The organism is Cryobacterium sp. Y29, from assembly GCF_002929825.1.
Lineage (GTDB): Bacteria > Actinomycetota > Actinomycetes > Actinomycetales > Microbacteriaceae > Cryobacterium.
The window spans coordinates 446,839-464,312 of sequence record NZ_PJJN01000037.1; the positions used below are offsets into that span (position 1 = coordinate 446,839).

18 protein-coding genes and 1 pseudogene are annotated in these 17,474 nt (G+C 61.6%); 7 read left to right on the forward strand and 12 right to left on the reverse strand.

What is annotated here, in order from left to right:
- Window positions 1–31: 31 nt before the first annotated feature.
- Together hxlA and CXY74_RS17095 are read left to right on the forward strand one after the other, a co-directional pair.
- On the forward strand, window positions 32–655 hold the full coding sequence (gene hxlA / locus CXY74_RS17090; RefSeq protein WP_104201513.1) for a 3-hexulose-6-phosphate synthase: 624 nt from the start codon (window positions 32–34) through the stop codon (window positions 653–655).
- 148 nt (window positions 656–803) lie between these two features.
- On the forward strand, window positions 804–1,019 hold the full coding sequence (locus CXY74_RS17095) for a hypothetical protein (protein ID WP_104201514.1): 216 nt from the start codon (window positions 804–806) through the stop codon (window positions 1,017–1,019).
- A gap of 23 nt (window positions 1,020–1,042) precedes the next feature.
- On the opposite strand, the gene CXY74_RS17100 is transcribed toward CXY74_RS17095, so the two are convergent.
- Window positions 1,043–2,341 carry a LuxR C-terminal-related transcriptional regulator gene (locus tag CXY74_RS17100; RefSeq protein ID WP_104201581.1) on the reverse strand — a complete coding sequence of 433 codons (1,299 nt, stop codon included), beginning with the start codon at window positions 2,339–2,341 and terminating at the stop codon, window positions 1,043–1,045.
- 166 nt (window positions 2,342–2,507) lie between these two features.
- Between CXY74_RS17100 and tkt the strand changes: the two genes are divergently transcribed.
- From tkt to CXY74_RS17120, 4 genes are all read left to right on the forward strand, one after another.
- Entirely contained in the window at window positions 2,508–4,655 is a 2,148-nt protein-coding gene (gene tkt / locus CXY74_RS17105; protein ID WP_199183274.1) for a transketolase, read from the forward strand.
- 30 nt (window positions 4,656–4,685) lie between these two features.
- Window positions 4,686–5,816 (forward strand): transaldolase, encoded by a 1,131-nt coding sequence (tal, locus tag CXY74_RS17110; protein ID WP_104201515.1) that lies wholly within the window; start codon window positions 4,686–4,688, stop codon window positions 5,814–5,816.
- Between the two features lie 76 nt (window positions 5,817–5,892).
- Complete coding sequence (gene rpe / locus CXY74_RS17115; protein ID WP_104196077.1) at window positions 5,893–6,594, forward strand: ribulose-phosphate 3-epimerase; 702 nt, start codon at window positions 5,893–5,895, stop codon at window positions 6,592–6,594.
- A gap of 25 nt (window positions 6,595–6,619) precedes the next feature.
- Complete coding sequence (locus CXY74_RS17120; protein ID WP_104201516.1) at window positions 6,620–7,102, forward strand: ribose-5-phosphate isomerase; 483 nt, start codon at window positions 6,620–6,622, stop codon at window positions 7,100–7,102.
- 18 nt (window positions 7,103–7,120) lie between these two features.
- On the opposite strand, the pseudogene CXY74_RS17125 reads toward CXY74_RS17120, so the two are convergent.
- Window positions 7,121–7,357: pseudogene (locus CXY74_RS17125) on the reverse strand (6-phosphofructokinase); the annotation flags it as partial.
- 3 nt (window positions 7,358–7,360) lie between these two features.
- Window positions 7,361–8,845 carry a glyceraldehyde-3-phosphate dehydrogenase gene (locus tag CXY74_RS17130; RefSeq protein WP_104201517.1) on the reverse strand — a complete coding sequence of 495 codons (1,485 nt, stop codon included), beginning with the start codon at window positions 8,843–8,845 and terminating at the stop codon, window positions 7,361–7,363.
- A 452-nt stretch (window positions 8,846–9,297) separates the two neighbouring features.
- Between CXY74_RS17130 and CXY74_RS17135 the strand changes: the two genes are divergently transcribed.
- Window positions 9,298–10,581 (forward strand): DNA-binding protein, encoded by a 1,284-nt coding sequence (locus CXY74_RS17135; protein WP_199183275.1) that lies wholly within the window; start codon window positions 9,298–9,300, stop codon window positions 10,579–10,581.
- A 238-nt stretch (window positions 10,582–10,819) separates the two neighbouring features.
- Here CXY74_RS17135 and CXY74_RS17145 read toward each other — a convergent pair whose 3' ends face one another.
- From CXY74_RS17145 to CXY74_RS17185, 9 genes are all read right to left on the reverse strand, one after another.
- A complete protein-coding gene (locus CXY74_RS17145) occupies window positions 10,820–11,365 on the reverse strand; it encodes a manganese efflux pump (RefSeq protein ID WP_104201520.1) in 546 nt (181 codons plus the stop codon).
- Window positions 11,362–12,546: a pyrroloquinoline quinone biosynthesis protein PqqE gene (gene pqqE, locus CXY74_RS17150; protein WP_104201521.1), complete on the reverse strand. Its 1,185-nt coding sequence runs from the start codon at window positions 12,544–12,546 to the stop codon at window positions 11,362–11,364. The genes CXY74_RS17145 and pqqE overlap by 4 nt, the downstream gene beginning before the upstream one ends.
- The gene (gene pqqD / locus CXY74_RS17155; protein WP_104196084.1) at window positions 12,518–12,817 is read right to left on the reverse strand and encodes a pyrroloquinoline quinone biosynthesis peptide chaperone PqqD; all 300 of its coding nucleotides are present in this window, start codon (window positions 12,815–12,817) and stop codon (window positions 12,518–12,520) included. Before pqqD ends, pqqE begins: the two co-directional genes overlap by 29 nt.
- Window positions 12,804–13,520, reverse strand: a complete 717-nt coding sequence (gene pqqC, locus CXY74_RS17160) for a pyrroloquinoline-quinone synthase PqqC (RefSeq protein WP_104196085.1) — start codon at window positions 13,518–13,520, stop codon at window positions 12,804–12,806. Before pqqC ends, pqqD begins: the two co-directional genes overlap by 14 nt.
- A gap of 9 nt (window positions 13,521–13,529) precedes the next feature.
- Window positions 13,530–14,423 carry a pyrroloquinoline quinone biosynthesis protein PqqB gene (gene pqqB / locus CXY74_RS17165; protein WP_104201522.1) on the reverse strand — a complete coding sequence of 298 codons (894 nt, stop codon included), beginning with the start codon at window positions 14,421–14,423 and terminating at the stop codon, window positions 13,530–13,532.
- Window positions 14,424–14,495: 72 nt separating this feature from the next.
- Complete coding sequence (gene pqqA, locus CXY74_RS18480; protein WP_104134078.1) at window positions 14,496–14,597, reverse strand: pyrroloquinoline quinone precursor peptide PqqA; 102 nt, start codon at window positions 14,595–14,597, stop codon at window positions 14,496–14,498.
- Window positions 14,598–14,647: 50 nt separating this feature from the next.
- Complete coding sequence (locus CXY74_RS17175; protein WP_104196087.1) at window positions 14,648–16,333, reverse strand: PQQ-dependent dehydrogenase, methanol/ethanol family; 1,686 nt, start codon at window positions 16,331–16,333, stop codon at window positions 14,648–14,650.
- Window positions 16,334–16,349: 16 nt separating this feature from the next.
- Complete coding sequence (locus CXY74_RS17180; RefSeq protein ID WP_104201523.1) at window positions 16,350–16,826, reverse strand: MSMEG_3727 family PQQ-associated protein; 477 nt, start codon at window positions 16,824–16,826, stop codon at window positions 16,350–16,352.
- Window positions 16,827–17,183: 357 nt separating this feature from the next.
- A complete protein-coding gene (locus CXY74_RS17185; protein ID WP_104201524.1) occupies window positions 17,184–17,414 on the reverse strand; it encodes a hypothetical protein in 231 nt (76 codons plus the stop codon).
- Window positions 17,415–17,474 lie beyond the last annotated feature (60 nt).

Sequence of the window (17,474 nt, forward strand, 5' to 3'; positions counted from 1 at the left end):
ACCGTGTTCCCCTACAGAAAGAAGCAACATCATGAAACTCCAAGTAGCTATGGACCTCCTCACGGTCGAAGATGCCCTCGAACTCGCCGGCAAGGTCGCCGAATACGTCGACATCATTGAGCTGGGTACCCCCCTGATCAAGGCCGCTGGTCTCTCCGCTGTTACTGCCGTCAAGGCGGCGCACCCGGACAAGATCGTCTTCGCTGACATGAAGACCATGGACGCCGGAGAACTTGAGGCCGATATCGCCTTCAAGGCCGGCGCTGACCTGGTCACCATCCTCGGAGCCGCCGACGACTCGACCATTGCCGGCGCCGTCAAGGCAGCCAAGGCTCACAACAAGGGAATCGTCGTCGACCTCATCGGCGTGGCAGACAAGGTCACCCGCGCCAGGGAAGTCCGCGCGCTGGGTGCGAAGTTCGTCGAAATGCACGCAGGCCTGGACGAGCAGGCCAAGCCCGGTTATGACCTGAGCGGGCTGCTTCGCTCCGGAGAAGAAGCCCGCGTTCCATTCTCCGTGGCGGGCGGCGTGAACCTCTCCACGATCGAGGCGGTCCAGCGCGCCGGTGCCGATGTCGCCGTCGCCGGTGGTGCCATCTACGGCGCAGCCGACCCCGCCCTGGCAGCGAAGAATCTCCGCGACGCCATCCGCTAGCCCGTCCATTAATGGAGGCGTCTCACAAAGCTGCGGGACGCCACCCCCGGGGTGCGGTACCAGTATTTCCTGGCCCGCATTCCCGGGATTTTTTACCTCTGGCGCCATAGGCCATCCCATATGGATTTCCTGGAAAGTAGCTCCTATTATGCGCAGCCACGCCACCGAGCGTTTGGAAGTCCTCGTCACCGAGCCTGGTCGACTTCACGAAATTCTCAACGATGCAGAGGCCGAGCTTCGGCAAACAGCGATGGCCCAACGGTGCGCCGGCATCCTGGCGACCCGCCACAATGCAGGCCGTTACACTCTTGAACTCAGCAACACGGTTCCTTTTGGGGAGACTTGGGAGCAGACACTCTCCTGATTTCGGCAGGCTGCCGTGCATCCTCAGCGGAGTCCGGTGCTGTGCGCCAGGGCGATGGCCTCGGTGCGGGAGGCAACGTCGAGCTTCTTGAAGAGGTTCCGCACATGGAATTTGACTGTATTCTCACTGATGGCCAATGTCGAAGCGATGGTGCGGTTGCGTTCTCCGGCAACGAGGTGCTGGAGAACTTCAAGCTCCCGGGGCGCGAGGTTCCAGGCAGTGATATCCCTGGCCGGGCGGGCGGGCGGGTCCAGAGGGAGCGTCACGAAGATATCTGCACCCCATCCCGACATGACGTCGATCTGCAAATTTCCGTTGAGTGCCTGCACCCGACGGTCCAGGCGAATGATGCTTGGCGCATCCGCGGCGAGCGCACCGCGGCCGTTGTCTCTTACGTTGATGAGCAAGTTCTCCCCATCGCAGTCCCACTGCGTCCGGACCCTGCTGACGTCGGGTTGTTCCATCATGACCAGAAGGAGTCCGCGAACGATGGCCCGCGCCGCGTGCGCGACTTCACCGGGCAAGTCCCTTCCATTGAGCGGTGGCTCGATGAACTCGACCTCAAGGCCACCGAAGCGTGTGAGCGGTCGCAGGTCCTGCCGAAGGCGCTCGAAGGCTGTGGCGACGGGTTCTTTGACCAGGTCATTCGTGCGGTCGCTGAGGGTGCGCAGCTCCACCAGAGCTTTGGCGGTGAGGTCAATGACGGCCGAGTGGGCTGACGTATCATCCGAGCGCAGCGCTGCCAGGAGGATCTCCAGGGTTGTGGAGTGCAGATCCGTGAGTTCCGCCGTCACGCGAATACGTTCAGCCGAGGCCGCCCGGGATTCCAGCAGGTACGACGGCGGCGCATCGGTCACTTTCTCACGAATCCGCCGGGCAGCAATGCGCCACAGATACATCACCAAATCGTCCTCGTCGGCGTGCTGCGGATCGTTCGACTGCGGGTCCGTCAGGACGAGGAGCGCATTGCTGGAGGCGTGTTTCAGGGCGAGTACGGGGCGGTGTCGCCCGGCGAGCTCAGCTTCTCCGAACCAGGGAGCCTCATCGGGAAGGGCAGCGCGAAGCGCGCCAAGTTCGACGATAGAGACCTTTGAGATGATGTCTTCATCGCCCGCCTTCTTCTGCGGCCGCCCCGTGCAGTCTTCGGTGAAAATGATCAGCGCACTGCTTCCCAGGTAGGGAAGTATGGCGTCACGCAGTCCTTTTGCTATCTGGGTCAAGGGGGCGTCGGCCAGTTCCGCCACAGCTTGCAAAAGTGGCCACGGCAGTTCCGAAAGAGGCACGGGGACTACCTTGCGGCGCTGATCGGCGGAGGCGTTCATGTGCATACACTACCGGGTTGAAAAGACTCCCAACCTATCCCAAAGTGTAGTTAGAACCGTCAGAAAACAGTATTACCCCTACGCGTTTGTTTAGAGATCGTGGATATCACGCAGAAGCATCCGTTCGACCGCTACAGGCCGATGATCGAATCAAAGGGGATTAATCGTGAATCCGAGAGCTACCTATTCCAGCACAACAGATTCAGAGATACTGACCTGGACGTCCGAGGACCGGCGCGCCGTGGACACAATCCGGGTTTTGGCCGCGGACGCCGTTGAGAAGGTCGGCAACGGCCACCCCGGCACCGCCATGAGTCTTGCCCCGGCCGCCTACCTTCTTTTCCAGAAGCTGATGCGACACGACCCGAAGGACCTCGACTGGATAGGTCGCGACCGTTTCATCCTATCCCCTGGGCATAGCTCACTGACTCTGTACATCCAGCTGTTCCTGTCGGGCTGCGGCCTGGAGCTCGGCGACCTGGAAGCCTTGCGCACCTGGGGTTCCCTGACGCCCGGACACCCGGAATATAAGCACACCAAGGGTGTGGAAATCACCACCGGCCCACTCGGCCAGGGCTTGGCCTCGTCAGTGGGTTTCGCCTACTCGCAGCGCCGGATGCGCGGGCTCATGGATCCCGATGCTGCCCCCGGCACCAGCCCGTTCGACCACACCATCTGGGTTATTGCTTCCGACGGCGACATGCAGGAAGGTGTCACGTCCGAGGCGTCGTCCCTGGCCGGGCATCAGGAACTGGGCAACCTCGTGGTCATCTATGACGAAAACCATATCTCCATCGAGGACGACACCGACGTCGCCTTCACCGAAGACGTTCTCAAACGCTACGAGTCCTACGGCTGGCACACCCAGCGCGTGGATTGGACCGAGACGGGCGAGTACGTTGAAGACGTAGAAGCCCTCCACTCAGCACTGCTGGCCGCGAAGGCCGAGACCTCCAAACCGTCCATCATCTCCCTGCGCACTATCATCGGCTACCCCTCGCCCAAGAAGCAGAACACGGGTGCCATCCACGGGTCCGCTCTGGGTGCCCCCGAAGTGGCAGCACTGAAGGCTGAACTCGGATTCGACGTGGATAAAAACTTTGACGTCGACCCGGCAATCCTGGCCCACGCCCGCAAGGTCATCGACCGCGGAGCGGAAGCCCATGCCAAATGGACCACCGATTTCAACGCGTGGAAGTCCGTCAACCCGAAAAACGCTGCCCTGCTCGAGCGCATCGAAAAGAAAGAGCTTCCGGCCGGCTGGGAAGCAAACCTTCCTACCTTTGAACCTGGCAAGGACATCTCCACCCGCGCAGCGTCCGGTAAAGTCCTCAACGGCATCGGCGCGGTGCTTCCCGAACTCTGGGGCGGCTCGTGCGACCTTGCCGGCTCCAACAACACGACCATCGAGGGATATGGGTCTTTCGTGCCGGCATCCAAGCAGACCGACACGTGGTCCGGCAACCCCTATGGCCGGGTACTACACTTTGGGATTCGCGAACACGCAGCCGCCTCCATCGTCAACGGCATTCACCTGGGCGGTCCGACCAGGGCTTTCTCGGGTACTTTCTTGATTTTCAGCGACTACCAGCGCCCTGCCATACGCCTGAGCGCGTTGATGGGGATCCCGTCTATTTACGTATGGTCGCACGACTCGATCGGCCTCGGCGAGGACGGCCCCACCCACCAGCCGGTGGAGCAGCTCGCTACCCTGCGCGCCATCCCGGGACTGGACGTGGTTCGCCCCGGCGATGCGAACGAGGTTTCCGCGTCCTGGAAGAAGATCCTGGAAACCACGGAGAACCCTGCCGGTATTGTGCTCACCCGTCAGAACATTCCCACCTACGCCCGGGGCACGGGCGTAGCCACCTCCACTGAATTTGGTTCAGCCGACGGAGTGGCCAAGGGCGGCTACGTGCTGGCTGAAGCCGTCGCTGTCGGCTCCATCACCACCGCTCAGGTCATCTTGATCGCGACCGGTTCGGAGCTCCAACTCGCCGTTGAAGCCCGCGAAGCACTCGCCACCGAGGGTATCGCCGCCCGCGTGGTCTCCATGCCGTGCGTCGAGTGGTTCAACAAACAGGACGCCGCCTACCGCGAGTCCGTCCTGCCAGCCGCCGTCACGGCCCGCGTATCCGTTGAGGCGGGTCTAGCTTTGGGCTGGAAGGAATTCGTCGGCGATGCCGGCCGTTCCGTCAGCCTTGAGCACTTCGGTGCCTCGGCCGACTATCAGCGCCTATTCCAGGAGTTCGGCATTACGGTGCCGGCAGTCGTCGCCGCCGCCAAGGCTTCCCGCGCCGCGGCACTCAACTAACCACTGTTTTCGAAGAAAGAAGATCGAGTCATGACACAGTCAACTCCCACCGCACAGCTTTCCGACGCCGGCGTGTCCATCTGGTTAGACGATCTCTCCCGCGAACGGCTCTCCAGCGGCAGCCTGCAGAAGCTTATCGACGAAAAAAACGTCGTGGGCGTCACCACTAACCCGTCCATTTTCCAGGCAGCGATAACGTCCGGCACGGACTATGACGCCAAGATCGCCGAGCTTGCGGCCAGGGGCAGCAGCCTCGATGAGACGATCTTCGAGATCACCACCACCGACGTCGCCGACGCTTGCGATCTCTTCGCCCCGGTTGCCGCCGCTACCAAGGGCGTCGACGGCCGTGTCTCGATCGAAGTCGATCCCCGCCTCGCCTGGGATACCAACGGGACGATCGCCGAGGCCAAGCAGCTCTACAAGAAGGTCGGTAAGGACAACGTCCTCATCAAAATTCCAGCGACACTCGAAGGCCTTCCGGCCATCACGGCTACCCTGGCCGAAGGCATCAGCGTCAACGTCACTCTGATCTTTTCCCTGGAGCGCTACCGCGCGGTTATCGAGGCATTCCAGTCCGGTCTGAAATTGGCCATGGAAAACGGCCATGACCTCTCCAAGGTCCACTCGGTGGCATCGTTTTTCGTCTCTCGAGTGGACACCGAGATTGACAAGCGCCTCGATGCCATCGGCACCGACGAGGCCAAAGCGCTCAAGGGCAAGGCAGGTGTGGCCAATGCCCGTCTTGCCTATCAGGTCTACGAAGAGCTGTTCTCCACTAAGCGATGGGCAGTCCTGGCCGAGACCGGCGCACTGCCTCAGCGTCCCCTGTGGGCCTCCACCGGCGTCAAAGACCCCGCCTACCCCGACACCCTGTATGTCATCGGCCTGGCTGCTGCCGGCGTCGTGAACACCATGCCGGAAAAGACACTCGACGCGACCTTCGACCACGGCGTAGTCACCGGTGACACCATCACCGGCACCTACGAGGAAGCAGCCGGCGTGCTCACGGACCTCGAAGGCCTCGGCATCTCCTACACCGAGGTCGTCGCCCTCCTGGAATCCGAAGGACTGGACAAGTTCGTAGCCAGTTGGAAGGAACTTCTGGCCGACGTGGAAGGCGCCCTCGTCACGGCCCGGGAACGCGCCCTGATCCGCTGATCTCTCAGCTACGACGCTGCCGGCCTAATCCGGGCCCGATCCGCACGCTCTAAACCGCTACCGAAAGGCAGACACCATGTCCATTTCACCCTTGCAGTGCTGCATCAACCCCAGCATCCTTTCGGCCGACTTCGTCAATCTCGAAGCCGAATTGGCCCGCATCGGCAACGCCGACGCCGTTCACGTCGACGTCATGGATAACCACTTCGTGCCGAACCTCACCATTGGATTGCCGGTGGTGGAACGGCTGCAGAAGGTCAGCCCAGTGCCGTTGGACGTGCACCTGATGATTTCCGATGTCGACCGCTGGGCGCCGTCCTACGCCGATGCCGGGGTGGCCTCGGTGACCTTCCATGTGGAGGCGTCGGACGCACCCATCAAACTGGCCCGCGAGCTGCGTGCCAGGGGAGCCAAGGCAGGCATGGCGCTTCGCCCGGCCACGAGCGTTGAACCGTATCTGCACATGCTCTCAGAGCTGGACATGTTGCTGATCATGACGGTGGAGCCCGGTTTTGGCGGGCAGTCGTTCCTAGATGTTGTGCTACCCAAGATCCGCCGTGCCCGGGAAGCTATCGAGGGTTCAGGGGTTGACGTAGCCATTCAGGTCGACGGCGGCATTACCGAAGAAACCATCACGCGGGCCGCGGAAGCGGGAGCCAACGTCTTCGTCGCCGGATCGGCCGTCTACGGCAAGTCCTCGCCTGCGGATGCCATTGCGTCACTGCGCGACGCAGGCCAGCGTGCCTTCACAGCAGCACTCCACTCCAGCCACACGTAACCCCGACGAGTCTGAAGGAGCACTCATGCGCGTTCACATCGCAACCGACCATGCCGGCATGGAGCTCAGTTCCCACCTAATCACGGCACTGACAGCCAAAGGCTACGAGATGGTGGACCACGGCCCCACGGCTTATGACGCCGAGGACGACTATCCGGCATTCTGCATCACTGCCGCGTCCGCCGTCGTGGCCGACCAAGCCGCGGGCGTGGACGCTCTCGGGATAGTGTTGGGCGGCTCGGGCAACGGTGAGCAGATCTCTGCAAACAAGGTCATAGGCGTGCGCGCGGCCCTGGCCTGGAACATCGAGACGGCAAAATTGGCTCGCGAACACAATGATGCGAACGTGGTGGCCGTAGGGGGTCGCCAGCACACCGTTGAGGAGGCCACCGAACTGATCGAGGCCTTCTTGGCCGAGCCCTTCCGCAATGCCGAGCGCCACGTGCGACGCATCGGCCAGATCACCGCGTACGAGGCTCAGCCGAACAAGACCGCGGCCTCGTCGTAGCGCTCCTGCGGAACGACGTGCGATCATGCACCGGTGATGGGATTTTGCGGTATTCCTTTGCCTGTCGAAGGCTTCCGTCGCGATGGGCACGGCGGTATCGAAACCGAAGCTGTAGTCGGTCGCATCATGGTCGTTGTCCACAGCCTGCGGAACATCCACGATTTTTAGTTCTGCGTCCGTGAGCCGCTCGGCCGCAGCACGGGTTCCCGCCCCGCCAATCGCCACCGCCGGTGAAAATTCCAATTTTCGTGTCACGGCTCACACGGCGGAAAGCACGGACAAGGCCTCCCGAACGACATCAGTCGCGGGGAAGAAGGGGCGGTGCACGCCAGCCATCTCGTCCATGACGCGGATCACCTGGCAGCTGTAACCGAACTCGTTGTCGTACCAGACGTAGAGAATTAGGGTCTTGTCCGTTGAGACGGTGGCGAATCCGTCCACAATGCCGGTACGACGGGAACCGACGAAGTCGGTGGAGACTACCTCGGGTGAGTCACTGTAGTCGATCTGCTCGCGCAGGTCAGAATGCAGCGACATCTCACGAAGGTAATCATTCACCTCGTCCCTGGTCGTTGCGGTCTCGAGGCTGAGGTTCAAGATGGCGAGGGAGACGTTCGGCGTGGGGACCCGGATGGCGCTGCCCGTGAGCTTGTCCAGCAGTTCGGGCAGCGCCTTGGCCACTGCCTTCGCGGCCCCCGTCTCGGTGATCACCATGTTCAGTGCAGCGGAACGGCCGCGCCGGGCACCTTCGTGAAAGTTGTCGACCAAGTTCTGGTCATTGGTAAACGAGTGGACGGTTTCCACGTGGCCGTGGATTACCCCGAACCTGTCATTTATGGCCTTGAGCACCGGAGTGATGGCGTTCGTAGTGCAGGACGCCGCCGACACGATCCGGTCAGCATCAGTGATGGTGTCGTGATTGATGCCGTGGACGATGTCCTTCAGCGAACCGTCCCCCGGAGCGGTTAGCAGTACCCGTGCAACACCCGTGCTCTGCAGGTGCTGGGACAGCCCTGTGGCGCCACGCCAACGACCGGTGTTGTCCACCACCAGGGCGTTCGTGATGCCGTAGGCTGCGTAGTCAACGGTGGCAGGGTTGTTCGAGTAGATGACCTGCACCTGCACCCCATTGGCCGTTATCGTGTTGGCATCCTCGTCGATCCGAATGGTGCCGTCAAAGGGACCGTGAACCGAGTCACGGCGCAGCAGGCTGGCACGCTTGGAAAGGTCGTTGTCAGCCCCGCGGCGCACGACAATGGCACGCAGGCGAAGGCCATGACCGCCACCCACCTTTTCAATCAGCAAGCGGGCCAAGAGTCGGCCGATCCGGCCGAAGCCGTAGAGCACGACGTCGGTGCTGGTACCGTACTCGTCACCGTACTTGCCCACGATCCCGGCGAGCTCGGCGCGAAGGAACTCCTCCAAGGTGGCACCGCTGCCATCTTCTGTGAACTTCTGGTTCAGGCTGGCAATGTCGATCGCGGCCGAACCGAGCTGCAATTTCGCCAGAGTGTTCAGTAACGGAAAAGTCTCCTCCAGGAGCAATTCGTTTTTGCCGACCCGGCGCGAGAAGCGGTGCGCCTTGAGGATGTCCATTGTGGAGTTGTTGATCAAACTCCGGCCGTGAATACTGATGAGCACGTTGTTTTCGCGGTACAGGCGGCCTATCACCGGGATCATGGCCTCGGCGAAGGCCTCCCGGCCCATCCACGCATCGAGACAAGAAGCTGAAGTTTGTCGCATCGGACTGCCTTTCCGGAGAAGAAGCGATCATCCCATCCTTCTATCAATTGCGGGTAGGGGAAACGCTCATTCAGACGGTTCGAACCACCTGTTTAGGTAGGTAAATCTGGGATTTGCGAATAGGGCTGCCGCGCCTTATGGTTTCCTATTACACCAGCGAATGTAATAGTGGAGCGAATCGCGTTCGGTGGATGCACCGTGGGAGCACTCACTGCACTGGCTGGCTCATAAATCGGGCCAGGAGCAGTCCGTACCCGCGATGCCCGCTCGAGGTTGGTGTTTTGGACCTCGTGGTAGACCGTGCGATTTGATGAGTAGCCCTAAGGCAGTGCACTATTTCAAATGACCAGCGACCCCAGCCGACATCCCGCGACTCGACCGCGACCGACATCCATGGCGCGTGGCAACGATTTGTTCAGGGAGAGGACGATGTCTACGGCGTGAGGCCAGAAGTGGCGATCTCGTGGCAGCGATCCAGGGATAAGTACCACATCGACCCGTTTCTGTCCGAGGCCCCTAACGCGGTCTCACAGGTCACGCACTCCCTCGATCAAGATGTCGTCTTTGCAGAGCTGGGTTTTCGTGCCGCTGCCATGGCAAACGAGCTAGCCGACACCGGAGGCGTTATCACCGTTGCCGACGCCAGCGGCAGAATTCTCGCCGCCTGGGGCGACAAGAACACCCGCTCAATCGCCACTGAGGGTGGCCTCGCGCCATGGTTTTGCTGGTCAGAGGGCGCGGTGGGCACGAATAGCATGGGTACAGCACTCGAAACCAAGCACGCGGTTCTGATCAGGCAATCGGAGCATTGGGCCCAGGCCTTCCACGAATGGTCCTGCGGAGGTATCGCGGTGCGGGACGTGGTGGGCGGGGAGCCACTCGCCGTCCTGAACATCTCGTGTTGGCGCACTGAACTGCCACCATCCTCGCGCAGATGGCTGGAGACCGCTGCCACCCATGCCCAGAACAGTTTGCGCAAGCGCGCCCACGACAGCGGCAGTGAGATGCTCGCCGCTTTCTCCCACGCCGGGGGACGGCCGAACGAGTCACTCGTCGCCGTCGACACGGCAGGTGGGGTGGTGATCGCCGACGATGCGGCGAGCATCATTCTCGGCGTACCCGGCAACACCCCCGCGGTCAACCCTGCTGTGCGCTGGACTCCGCAGCTCCCGTCATTTATCCACGCTGCCCGCTATGCCACTAAGCGGGCGAGCGCAGACCCGGGATGGACCGGCTCGACGCAGATCCTCACCACTCGGGCAGACGAATTGTTATCGATCGGAATTCGCCCCGTCTTCCTGCACCGCACTGTGATTGGACACCTGATCTCGTTCGGTGGCTTCGCTGGAGAGCAGTTTCGACAGGCACAAACAGGCGGGATCTTGCTGGGACAGTCCCGTCGAATAGTGGCCCTTCGCGAGGAGAATCGCATGGTGCTGCTCGGGACGTCAGAGGTTGCCGTGGCCGAATCAGACGGCAGCGACGTGTGGCTTCTCACGAATGAAGGCAAGCTGCGCGCTGCTCTGTCCGGCTTGGACAAACTCGACAACGATCTAGCCGATACTGGCGTTTTCTTGCGAGTGCACCGTCAGTACCTTGTCAATCTCAGCCGAATTCGGGAGGTGGAACGCAGAGACAAGGGCGAATTGGTCCTGGTCATGGACAATCGCGAGAACACCAGGGTGCCGGTGTCCCGGCGAAACGTGAGCGCGGTACGCCGTGCACTGAACATTTAGGGACGCACGCCAGTTCAATCGTCACGCCGAGCCCCTCAGTGTTGGTGCACTTCGCAGGCGCAATACATGTTTCGACACGTATAGCACGCCGGCATCATCTTGCAGCGCGGACAGACAGCCTCGCAGCTGACTGGCACCGTGTGCCGGTCAGCTTCCGCCGACGCATAGGACTCTAGGCAGTGATAGCACAGCGGCCGCGCACTGGCTTCTCCCCTGTTACGCGCGTCGATGTTCGACATCAGAAGTCGCCTACGCCCGTGAACATCAGGCCCGACATCAGCAGAACGCCGATTCCGGTCAGCAGGTCTGGACGAACGCTGAAGGGAACGAGGTTGACGGCCGTTTTACCGATCGCGTGTCCGGCGAACGACAGGATCGCGGTGGTGACTCCGAACAGCAAAGGCGCGATCCATATCGTTCCGCCTACGAGGCCGAGGGCCGCGCCCCCGGCCACATTGTCGAGGCTCAACGGCACGGGCAGCCAGCGTCGAGCGACCTTCATGTCCGGGTCCACACGCTCGGGTGACCGGATCGATTTAATAACGAGATAGAGGCCGTACCCGGCCAGGACCGCCGCACCGATCATCTCGGCCGTGTCAGAGATCTTGGTGCTCATGAATACGCCGACAAGCATCCCGACGAGCGGTGCCACGCCATCCCAGACGCCGAAGTATAGGGACGTTTTCAGTGACTCGCGCCAGGTTGGTTTGAGTAGTCCGAGCACGATCGATGTGCGAAAGTTGTCCATACCGAGGACGAATCCGAGCGCTATTACGCCTATCATTGCCTGCCTTTCAATATGGTTTCGGAGAACTGGACGAGCGTTGTCGCGGACATCCCCCGCGTACTGGCGGTCGTCCGTTTCTTGGTGCGGATCAGTTTCGAGCGGGGAGTCAGCGAGCTCTCCTGCGGACGCAGCGGGTCATTAGCTGCCGCCACGGCATCCTCAACGATCCCGTGGTCGGGCGAGAGATGACAGACCGGGTCAGTTCGGGCAGCGTCGCCGGTGAGTGCAAAGGCCTGACAACGACAGCCGCCGAAGTCTATTTCCTTGCGGTCACAGCTGCGGCAGGGGTCTGGCATCCACGCGTCGCCGCGGTACTGCTGGAACAGTGGCGCCGACTCCCAGATCCACTCCAGGGAATGCTCGCGCACGTTGGCCGGGGGTAGGTCAAGGGCGCGGCCCAACTCATGGGCCGCCGGACACGGCAGCGCCTCGCCGTTGGGTACAACCGTGAACTGGCGACTGGCCCAACCATCCATGCAGGGCTTGGGGTACTTGCTGTAGTAGTCAGGGATGACGTAGATGATCTCCATTGTGTCGCCGAGCCGCTCTCGTGCCGCCCGCACCACCGCCTCAGCGCGCTCCAGCTGGTCCCGGGTCGGCAGCAACTCATCGCGGTTATGCCCTGCCCAGCCGGCGTACTGTGTGTTTGCCAGCTCTACACGGTCCGCGTCCATCGCCACCGCCATATCGAGAATTCCGCCGATCCGGTCGATGTTCTGCCGGTGCAGCACAACGTTGAGGGTAAGTGGCCAGCCCAGCTGCTTGACGAGCTGTGCGGCCACCTGCTTACGCTCGAACGAAGTAGTCCCCGCGATCTGGTCGTTCAGGGCCGCCTCATCGGCCTGGATACTGAGCTGTATGTGGTCGAGGCCTGCGGCGAGGAGTTGCTCGGCGCGACGAGTGGACAGACCGAGCCCGCTGGTGATCAGGTTGGTGTACAAGCCCAGGTCGGTAGCGCACTGCACCAATTCGACGATGTCGTGGCGCTGCAATGGCTCGCCGCCCGAGAGGTGCAGCTGAAGTACACCCAGTTCCGCCGCCTCGGCAAATACTCGTTGCCAGTCCTCGGTACTCAGCTCATCGCGATAGGCGTCGAGCTCGAGCGGATTAGAGCAGTAGGCGCATTGCAGCGGACAGGCGTATGTGAGCTCAGCGAGCAGTCCGTAGGGCTTTTCCATGATTTACCTCCATGCCATGCTTGGTGACGAGATTAGCCACGAAGCTTCGGACGTCGCTTTCAGCGACCTGGTCGTATCGGTCGCGCAGTTCGGCACTGATCTCCGCGATAGTTCGCTGGGCGTCGCACAGCTCCACGATCGCGGCTCCGGTGGCGTTAATGACCCAAATCGTCTCCGGTGAGAGCAGCGCATATTCCTTGCGCGCGGCGCTGTAGGTCAGCCGCACGTGCGGCGCCAACCGCGGCCGGGCGTCCTCGTCAGTGAGTTCCATAGCCTTGGTCAATCGCATCGAGCATGCTCCACAGCACATCGCACTTGAACGACAGCGCCGCCACAGCGGCTGCCTGCGTCTCTGGAGTGACGCAGTGCTCCCTCACGATCGCGAGACCGTGCTCTGAGTCGAGGGGCGCTTGGGTAATCCGAGTCCTGAAGTAGGCGAGACCCTCTGGGTCGATCCAGGTGTAGTGGCGTTCGAATGCCGCGAGTCGCTTTGCCATCAGGTCGGGTGCGAACAGCTCGGTGAGCGACGATGCCACCGCCTCCACCCATGGACGGGTTCGCGTGAAGGTGACATAGGCGTCGACGGCGAATCGCACACTGGGTAGCAGGTGCTGTGAGTTCTCTACCTCTTCACGAGTCAGGCCAACGGCCTCGCTGAGACGCAGCCACGACTCGATGCCGCCGGTTCCCTCCGTGGTGCCGTCGTGGTCAGTGATCCGATGCACCCAGCGGCGTCGTACCTCACGGTCTGGGCAGTTGCTGAGGATCGCCCCATCCTTCCGGGGAATGTTCAACTGGTAGTAGAAGCGATTGGCCACCCACCCGCGGATTTCCTCGGGGCTGGACTGTCCTTCGTTCATACGGCGATGGAACGGATGCTCGCTGTGGTACTGCTTAGCGTGCGCGCGGAGCGTCGCTTCTAGTTCGTCGGGTGTGAGTAGTACCGTTTCTTCGGATGTGAGTAGTAACGTCATCGTTGCTCCTTAGATCTCAAGTTCAAGCCCGTCCACGGCGACTTCCATGCCATGCCGGGCAAGAAGCAGCCGTTCTGGCGAATCGTCGAGCAATATCGGATTGGTATTGTTGATATGGATGTAGATCTTGCGATCGATGAGCAGCGGTGACAGCAGCTCAAGGCTGCCGCTCGGCCCATCAATTGGAACATGTCCCATGTCACGCGAGGTCTTGCTAGCCAGGCCGAGGCTGGGCATCTCGTCATCACTCCAGCAGGTGCCATCGATCAGCAAGGTGGAGCAGTCCGTCAACTCCTCCAGAATGTCGCGCGTGAGCTGCTGCACGCACGGGAGGTAGACCAGACTCTGACGGCTGGTGGTGTCAGTGATGCGGTAACCCACGACCCTGCCTTTCTCCGCGGCCCCGACGAAGCGCATCCGCTTCGTGGTGGGGACGTCGAAAGCGCGGTACGACAGCCCTCCGCCTAGAAGCACCTCGGTGCCGGGGACCACCGGTCGCCACGTGACCGGACAATACTCTTTGAGCGTTCGCAGTATCCCGGTTCCGGTACTGAGGGTCTCGTACACCGACTCCGTCGCGTGCACCTCGAGTCCGCGGCCCTCCCGTATCAGAAGCAGGCCGAGCGTGTGGTCGAGTTCAGCGTCGGTGAGCAGAACAGCTTGTAGCCGCGTCACTCTACCGTCGTCGGTGTGCAGGGCGGGAAAGGATTCTATGTGTGACTGGATGTCCGGTGAGGCGTTGAACAGAAACCATTGCTGCCGGTCAGCGCTGACCGCAATGGACGACTGGGAGCGTGGAACGCAGGGTCGCGAGCCGCTTCGTACCGCGCGGCACTGAGGGCATGCACAGTTCCACTGCGGGAACCCTCCCCCGGCTGCCGATCCCAGCACGCGTGCCCACATCCCCGCCGCATCCTTTCGTTGTGAATCCGGTGGGGTGCCGGGCCAACTCGGCCCGGCACCACACCGGATGGCTTACATATCCAGGGTGCCCGCGTAAGCGGTTACCTCAGCTGACACGCGGATTTCTGCGAGCGTGGGCGATTCCCACTTCGGCAGATTGTTGTCTACGATCATGTTCGTTTTCTCCTTTCAGTCTCCGGATGGGTTGGGTATTGGGATGGCAATCACCCAGGCAGGGCGAAGGCGATCAACGCGCTGCCGTGGCCCGCGCCGAGCATTCCGGGAATGATGCCTTCAAGCCATCCACCCCAACCCACTGGGACGACGACGTACTGCTTGCCGTCGACGCTATAGGTCGAGGAGCTACCGTGATGGCCGCTGCCACACTGGAACTCCCACAACTTCTCACCGGTTCGGGCGTCCAGTGCGACGAACTCACCGGTCGGGGTGCCAGCGAACACCAGATCGCCGGCCGTGGCAAGCACGGATGCGGCCATGGGGTAATCGAGACGCCAGCGCCACTTCTCTTCACCATGAGTGTCGAACGCACTGACCGACCCGGCCATGTCGTCAATGTCCACAGCGACACCAGCGCCCCAGTAGGGCATGCTCTCCTTGAACTCGCGCCGCCGGCGGGTGGCGGTCGCACCAACGTCGGCCACAGGCACGTAGAACATCTCGGTCTTCGGGCTGTACGCCGCGTGCGTCCATTCTTTCGCACCAGCCGGGCCGGGGTAGAAGTGCACCGGTTCGCCCTCTTTCTCCGGGTACTTCCGGGGAGTGACCTTACCGTCTCGGGTAATGACACCCCAGTCGATCCGATCCACGAAGGGAGTCACGTGTTGCAACTCACCGTTGGTGCGGTCCAGCACGAAGAAGTAGCCGTTCTTATCAAAGTGGCCCAGCAACTTCTTGCCATCCCGCTCGAACAGCGTCATTTCCATTGTGGAGTCGTAGTCCCACAGGTCGTGCGGAGTGAACTGGTAGTGCCACTTGATCTCACCTGTGTCGACGTCCAGCGCGACAAGGCTGTCGGTGTAGAGGTTGTCGCCCTCGCGAACCTCGCCGTCGAAGTCGGGTGCCGGGTTGCCGGTGCCCGCGTAGTACAGGTTTGTCTCCGGGTCATACGAACCAGTGACCCAGTGGTTTCCGCCACCGCGCTGCCAAGCCTCACCGTCAGCGGGCCAGGTCTCGGAGCCCGGTTCGCCCGGCTTCGGCACGGTGTACGTGCGCCAGCGCTGCTCGCCGGTCTCCAGGTCCCAGGCGTCGATGTGACCCCGTACCCCGAACTCGCCGCCAGCACTGCCCGTGATGAGCAGGTCCTTGATAACCGTCGGAGCGATCGAGGCGCTCTCACCAGCGCGCACGTCGCCGATGGTCTTCTGCCACACCACGTCACCGTTAGTTGCATCCAGTGCAACCAGCTGGGCGTTGGGAGTCACGAAGTAGACTTTGCCGTTGGCCACTGCGCAACCCCGGTTGACGTTGCCGCAACAGAGCGAAACATCGAAGGGCACGGCATGCTTGTAGCGCCAGAGTTCCCGGCCCGACGCCGCGTCGAGGGCCCAGAACCAGCCGTCCCAGCCAGTCACGAACATGACGCCGTCCACGATCAAGGGGCAGGTCTCGAATGCGTAGGTCGACGCACCCGCGATCTGACCGGCTTGGCCAGCCTGGAAAATCCAGGCGGGAGCGATCTTGCTCACGTTCTCCGAGTTGATCTGGTCCAGCAGGCTGTACCGCTGTCCGTCATAGGCACCGTAGTAGGTGAGCCAGTTCTGCGATTCCGAACGCGCTTTCAAGAGCCGCTCATAATCGATGTTGTCGGTCACCGCAGGGGCGATTCCCGGCATGGCGCTCAGCGCAGAGTGGTTGATGGCCTCGCCAGCGTCCACATATTCTATTGTCATCAGTTCAATCCCTTATCTATGGTCGGGGTTGTTCGGGTCGATCAAGTCGGGCTTCTGGGGGCACTTCACCCTGGACAACGATTGCGGCGGTCAGACCGCGTCCCTCGTCGTTACCTCCGGGCGAGCTGTACCAGTAGTAACCCGGGCCATCCAGATTGATCGTCGCCCGTCCTTTGGAGTGATTGACCAACCAGAGAAATTTCTGGTCGCCATTGCTCGGTAGGAGGCAGGCGTGTGTGTTCTTGTCATCGTTAATGACGGTCAGTTCAAGAACACCACCGTGAGGCAGAACCAGGATGGCTGGTTCCCAGCAAATCTCGTCCTCTGAGATGCGGATAGTAGCTTCCATTGTGCCGTCAGCACGCTCGGTCGCCTCAGCGATGGAGCCGGTCGCCAACACTCGACCCATGGACGCCTTATTCTGACCGTCCAGGCCAAGCCTGGCCAGTAGAGCAGAGCGTTCTTCAGTTACAGGTTCTTCAACAATCGTCACGGGACATCACCTCTTCATTGAAATCACATTCGCGTTTACCGGACTCCTTGCCCAGCAGGCACATTCAGAGTCCGCTCGCTCGTCCGAGCCAGTTGACACGTAACCGTATGCCCACCCGAACCGCGACTAACAGAGACAACCGCCGGACCGACACACCATGCCGCTCAGCCGCCTCAACGTGCCGCTCGTCAAAAACTGTCCCAGTTTGCATGCCGCCGTTTTGTCAACGGCTTCGTCTCGAAGCGGGTAGTTTCATCTCGTATCCCTCGGGCGGGACGTGCCCACAAACGCCGTGACGCGCCTTGTGGCACCAATCGGCCCCGTCAAAGGCGAGAGCATCGACGTCAGCCAGAGTCCTCAGCGGGCCCCCGCGCAGGGTGAGTTCTTCGCGACCGACTCGTCTAGGTAGGCGCCCATCACGGCCTCCGCAACGGCATTGACGTAAGCATCACTGATGCTCACGATCAAGGCCACGAGTCTTTCCAGGGCCGCCGACTCGGTGAACCGAATCGGCGTGTACTGGGTCGGCGTGTACCGAATCAGCGTGTACTGGGTCGCCGTGTACTGGGTCTGACCTGCCGCGGGCATTTCGGACAGCGGAATTAGTGGTTTCTTCTACGCTGCCAATGCTGGCTGTTGATAACCGTA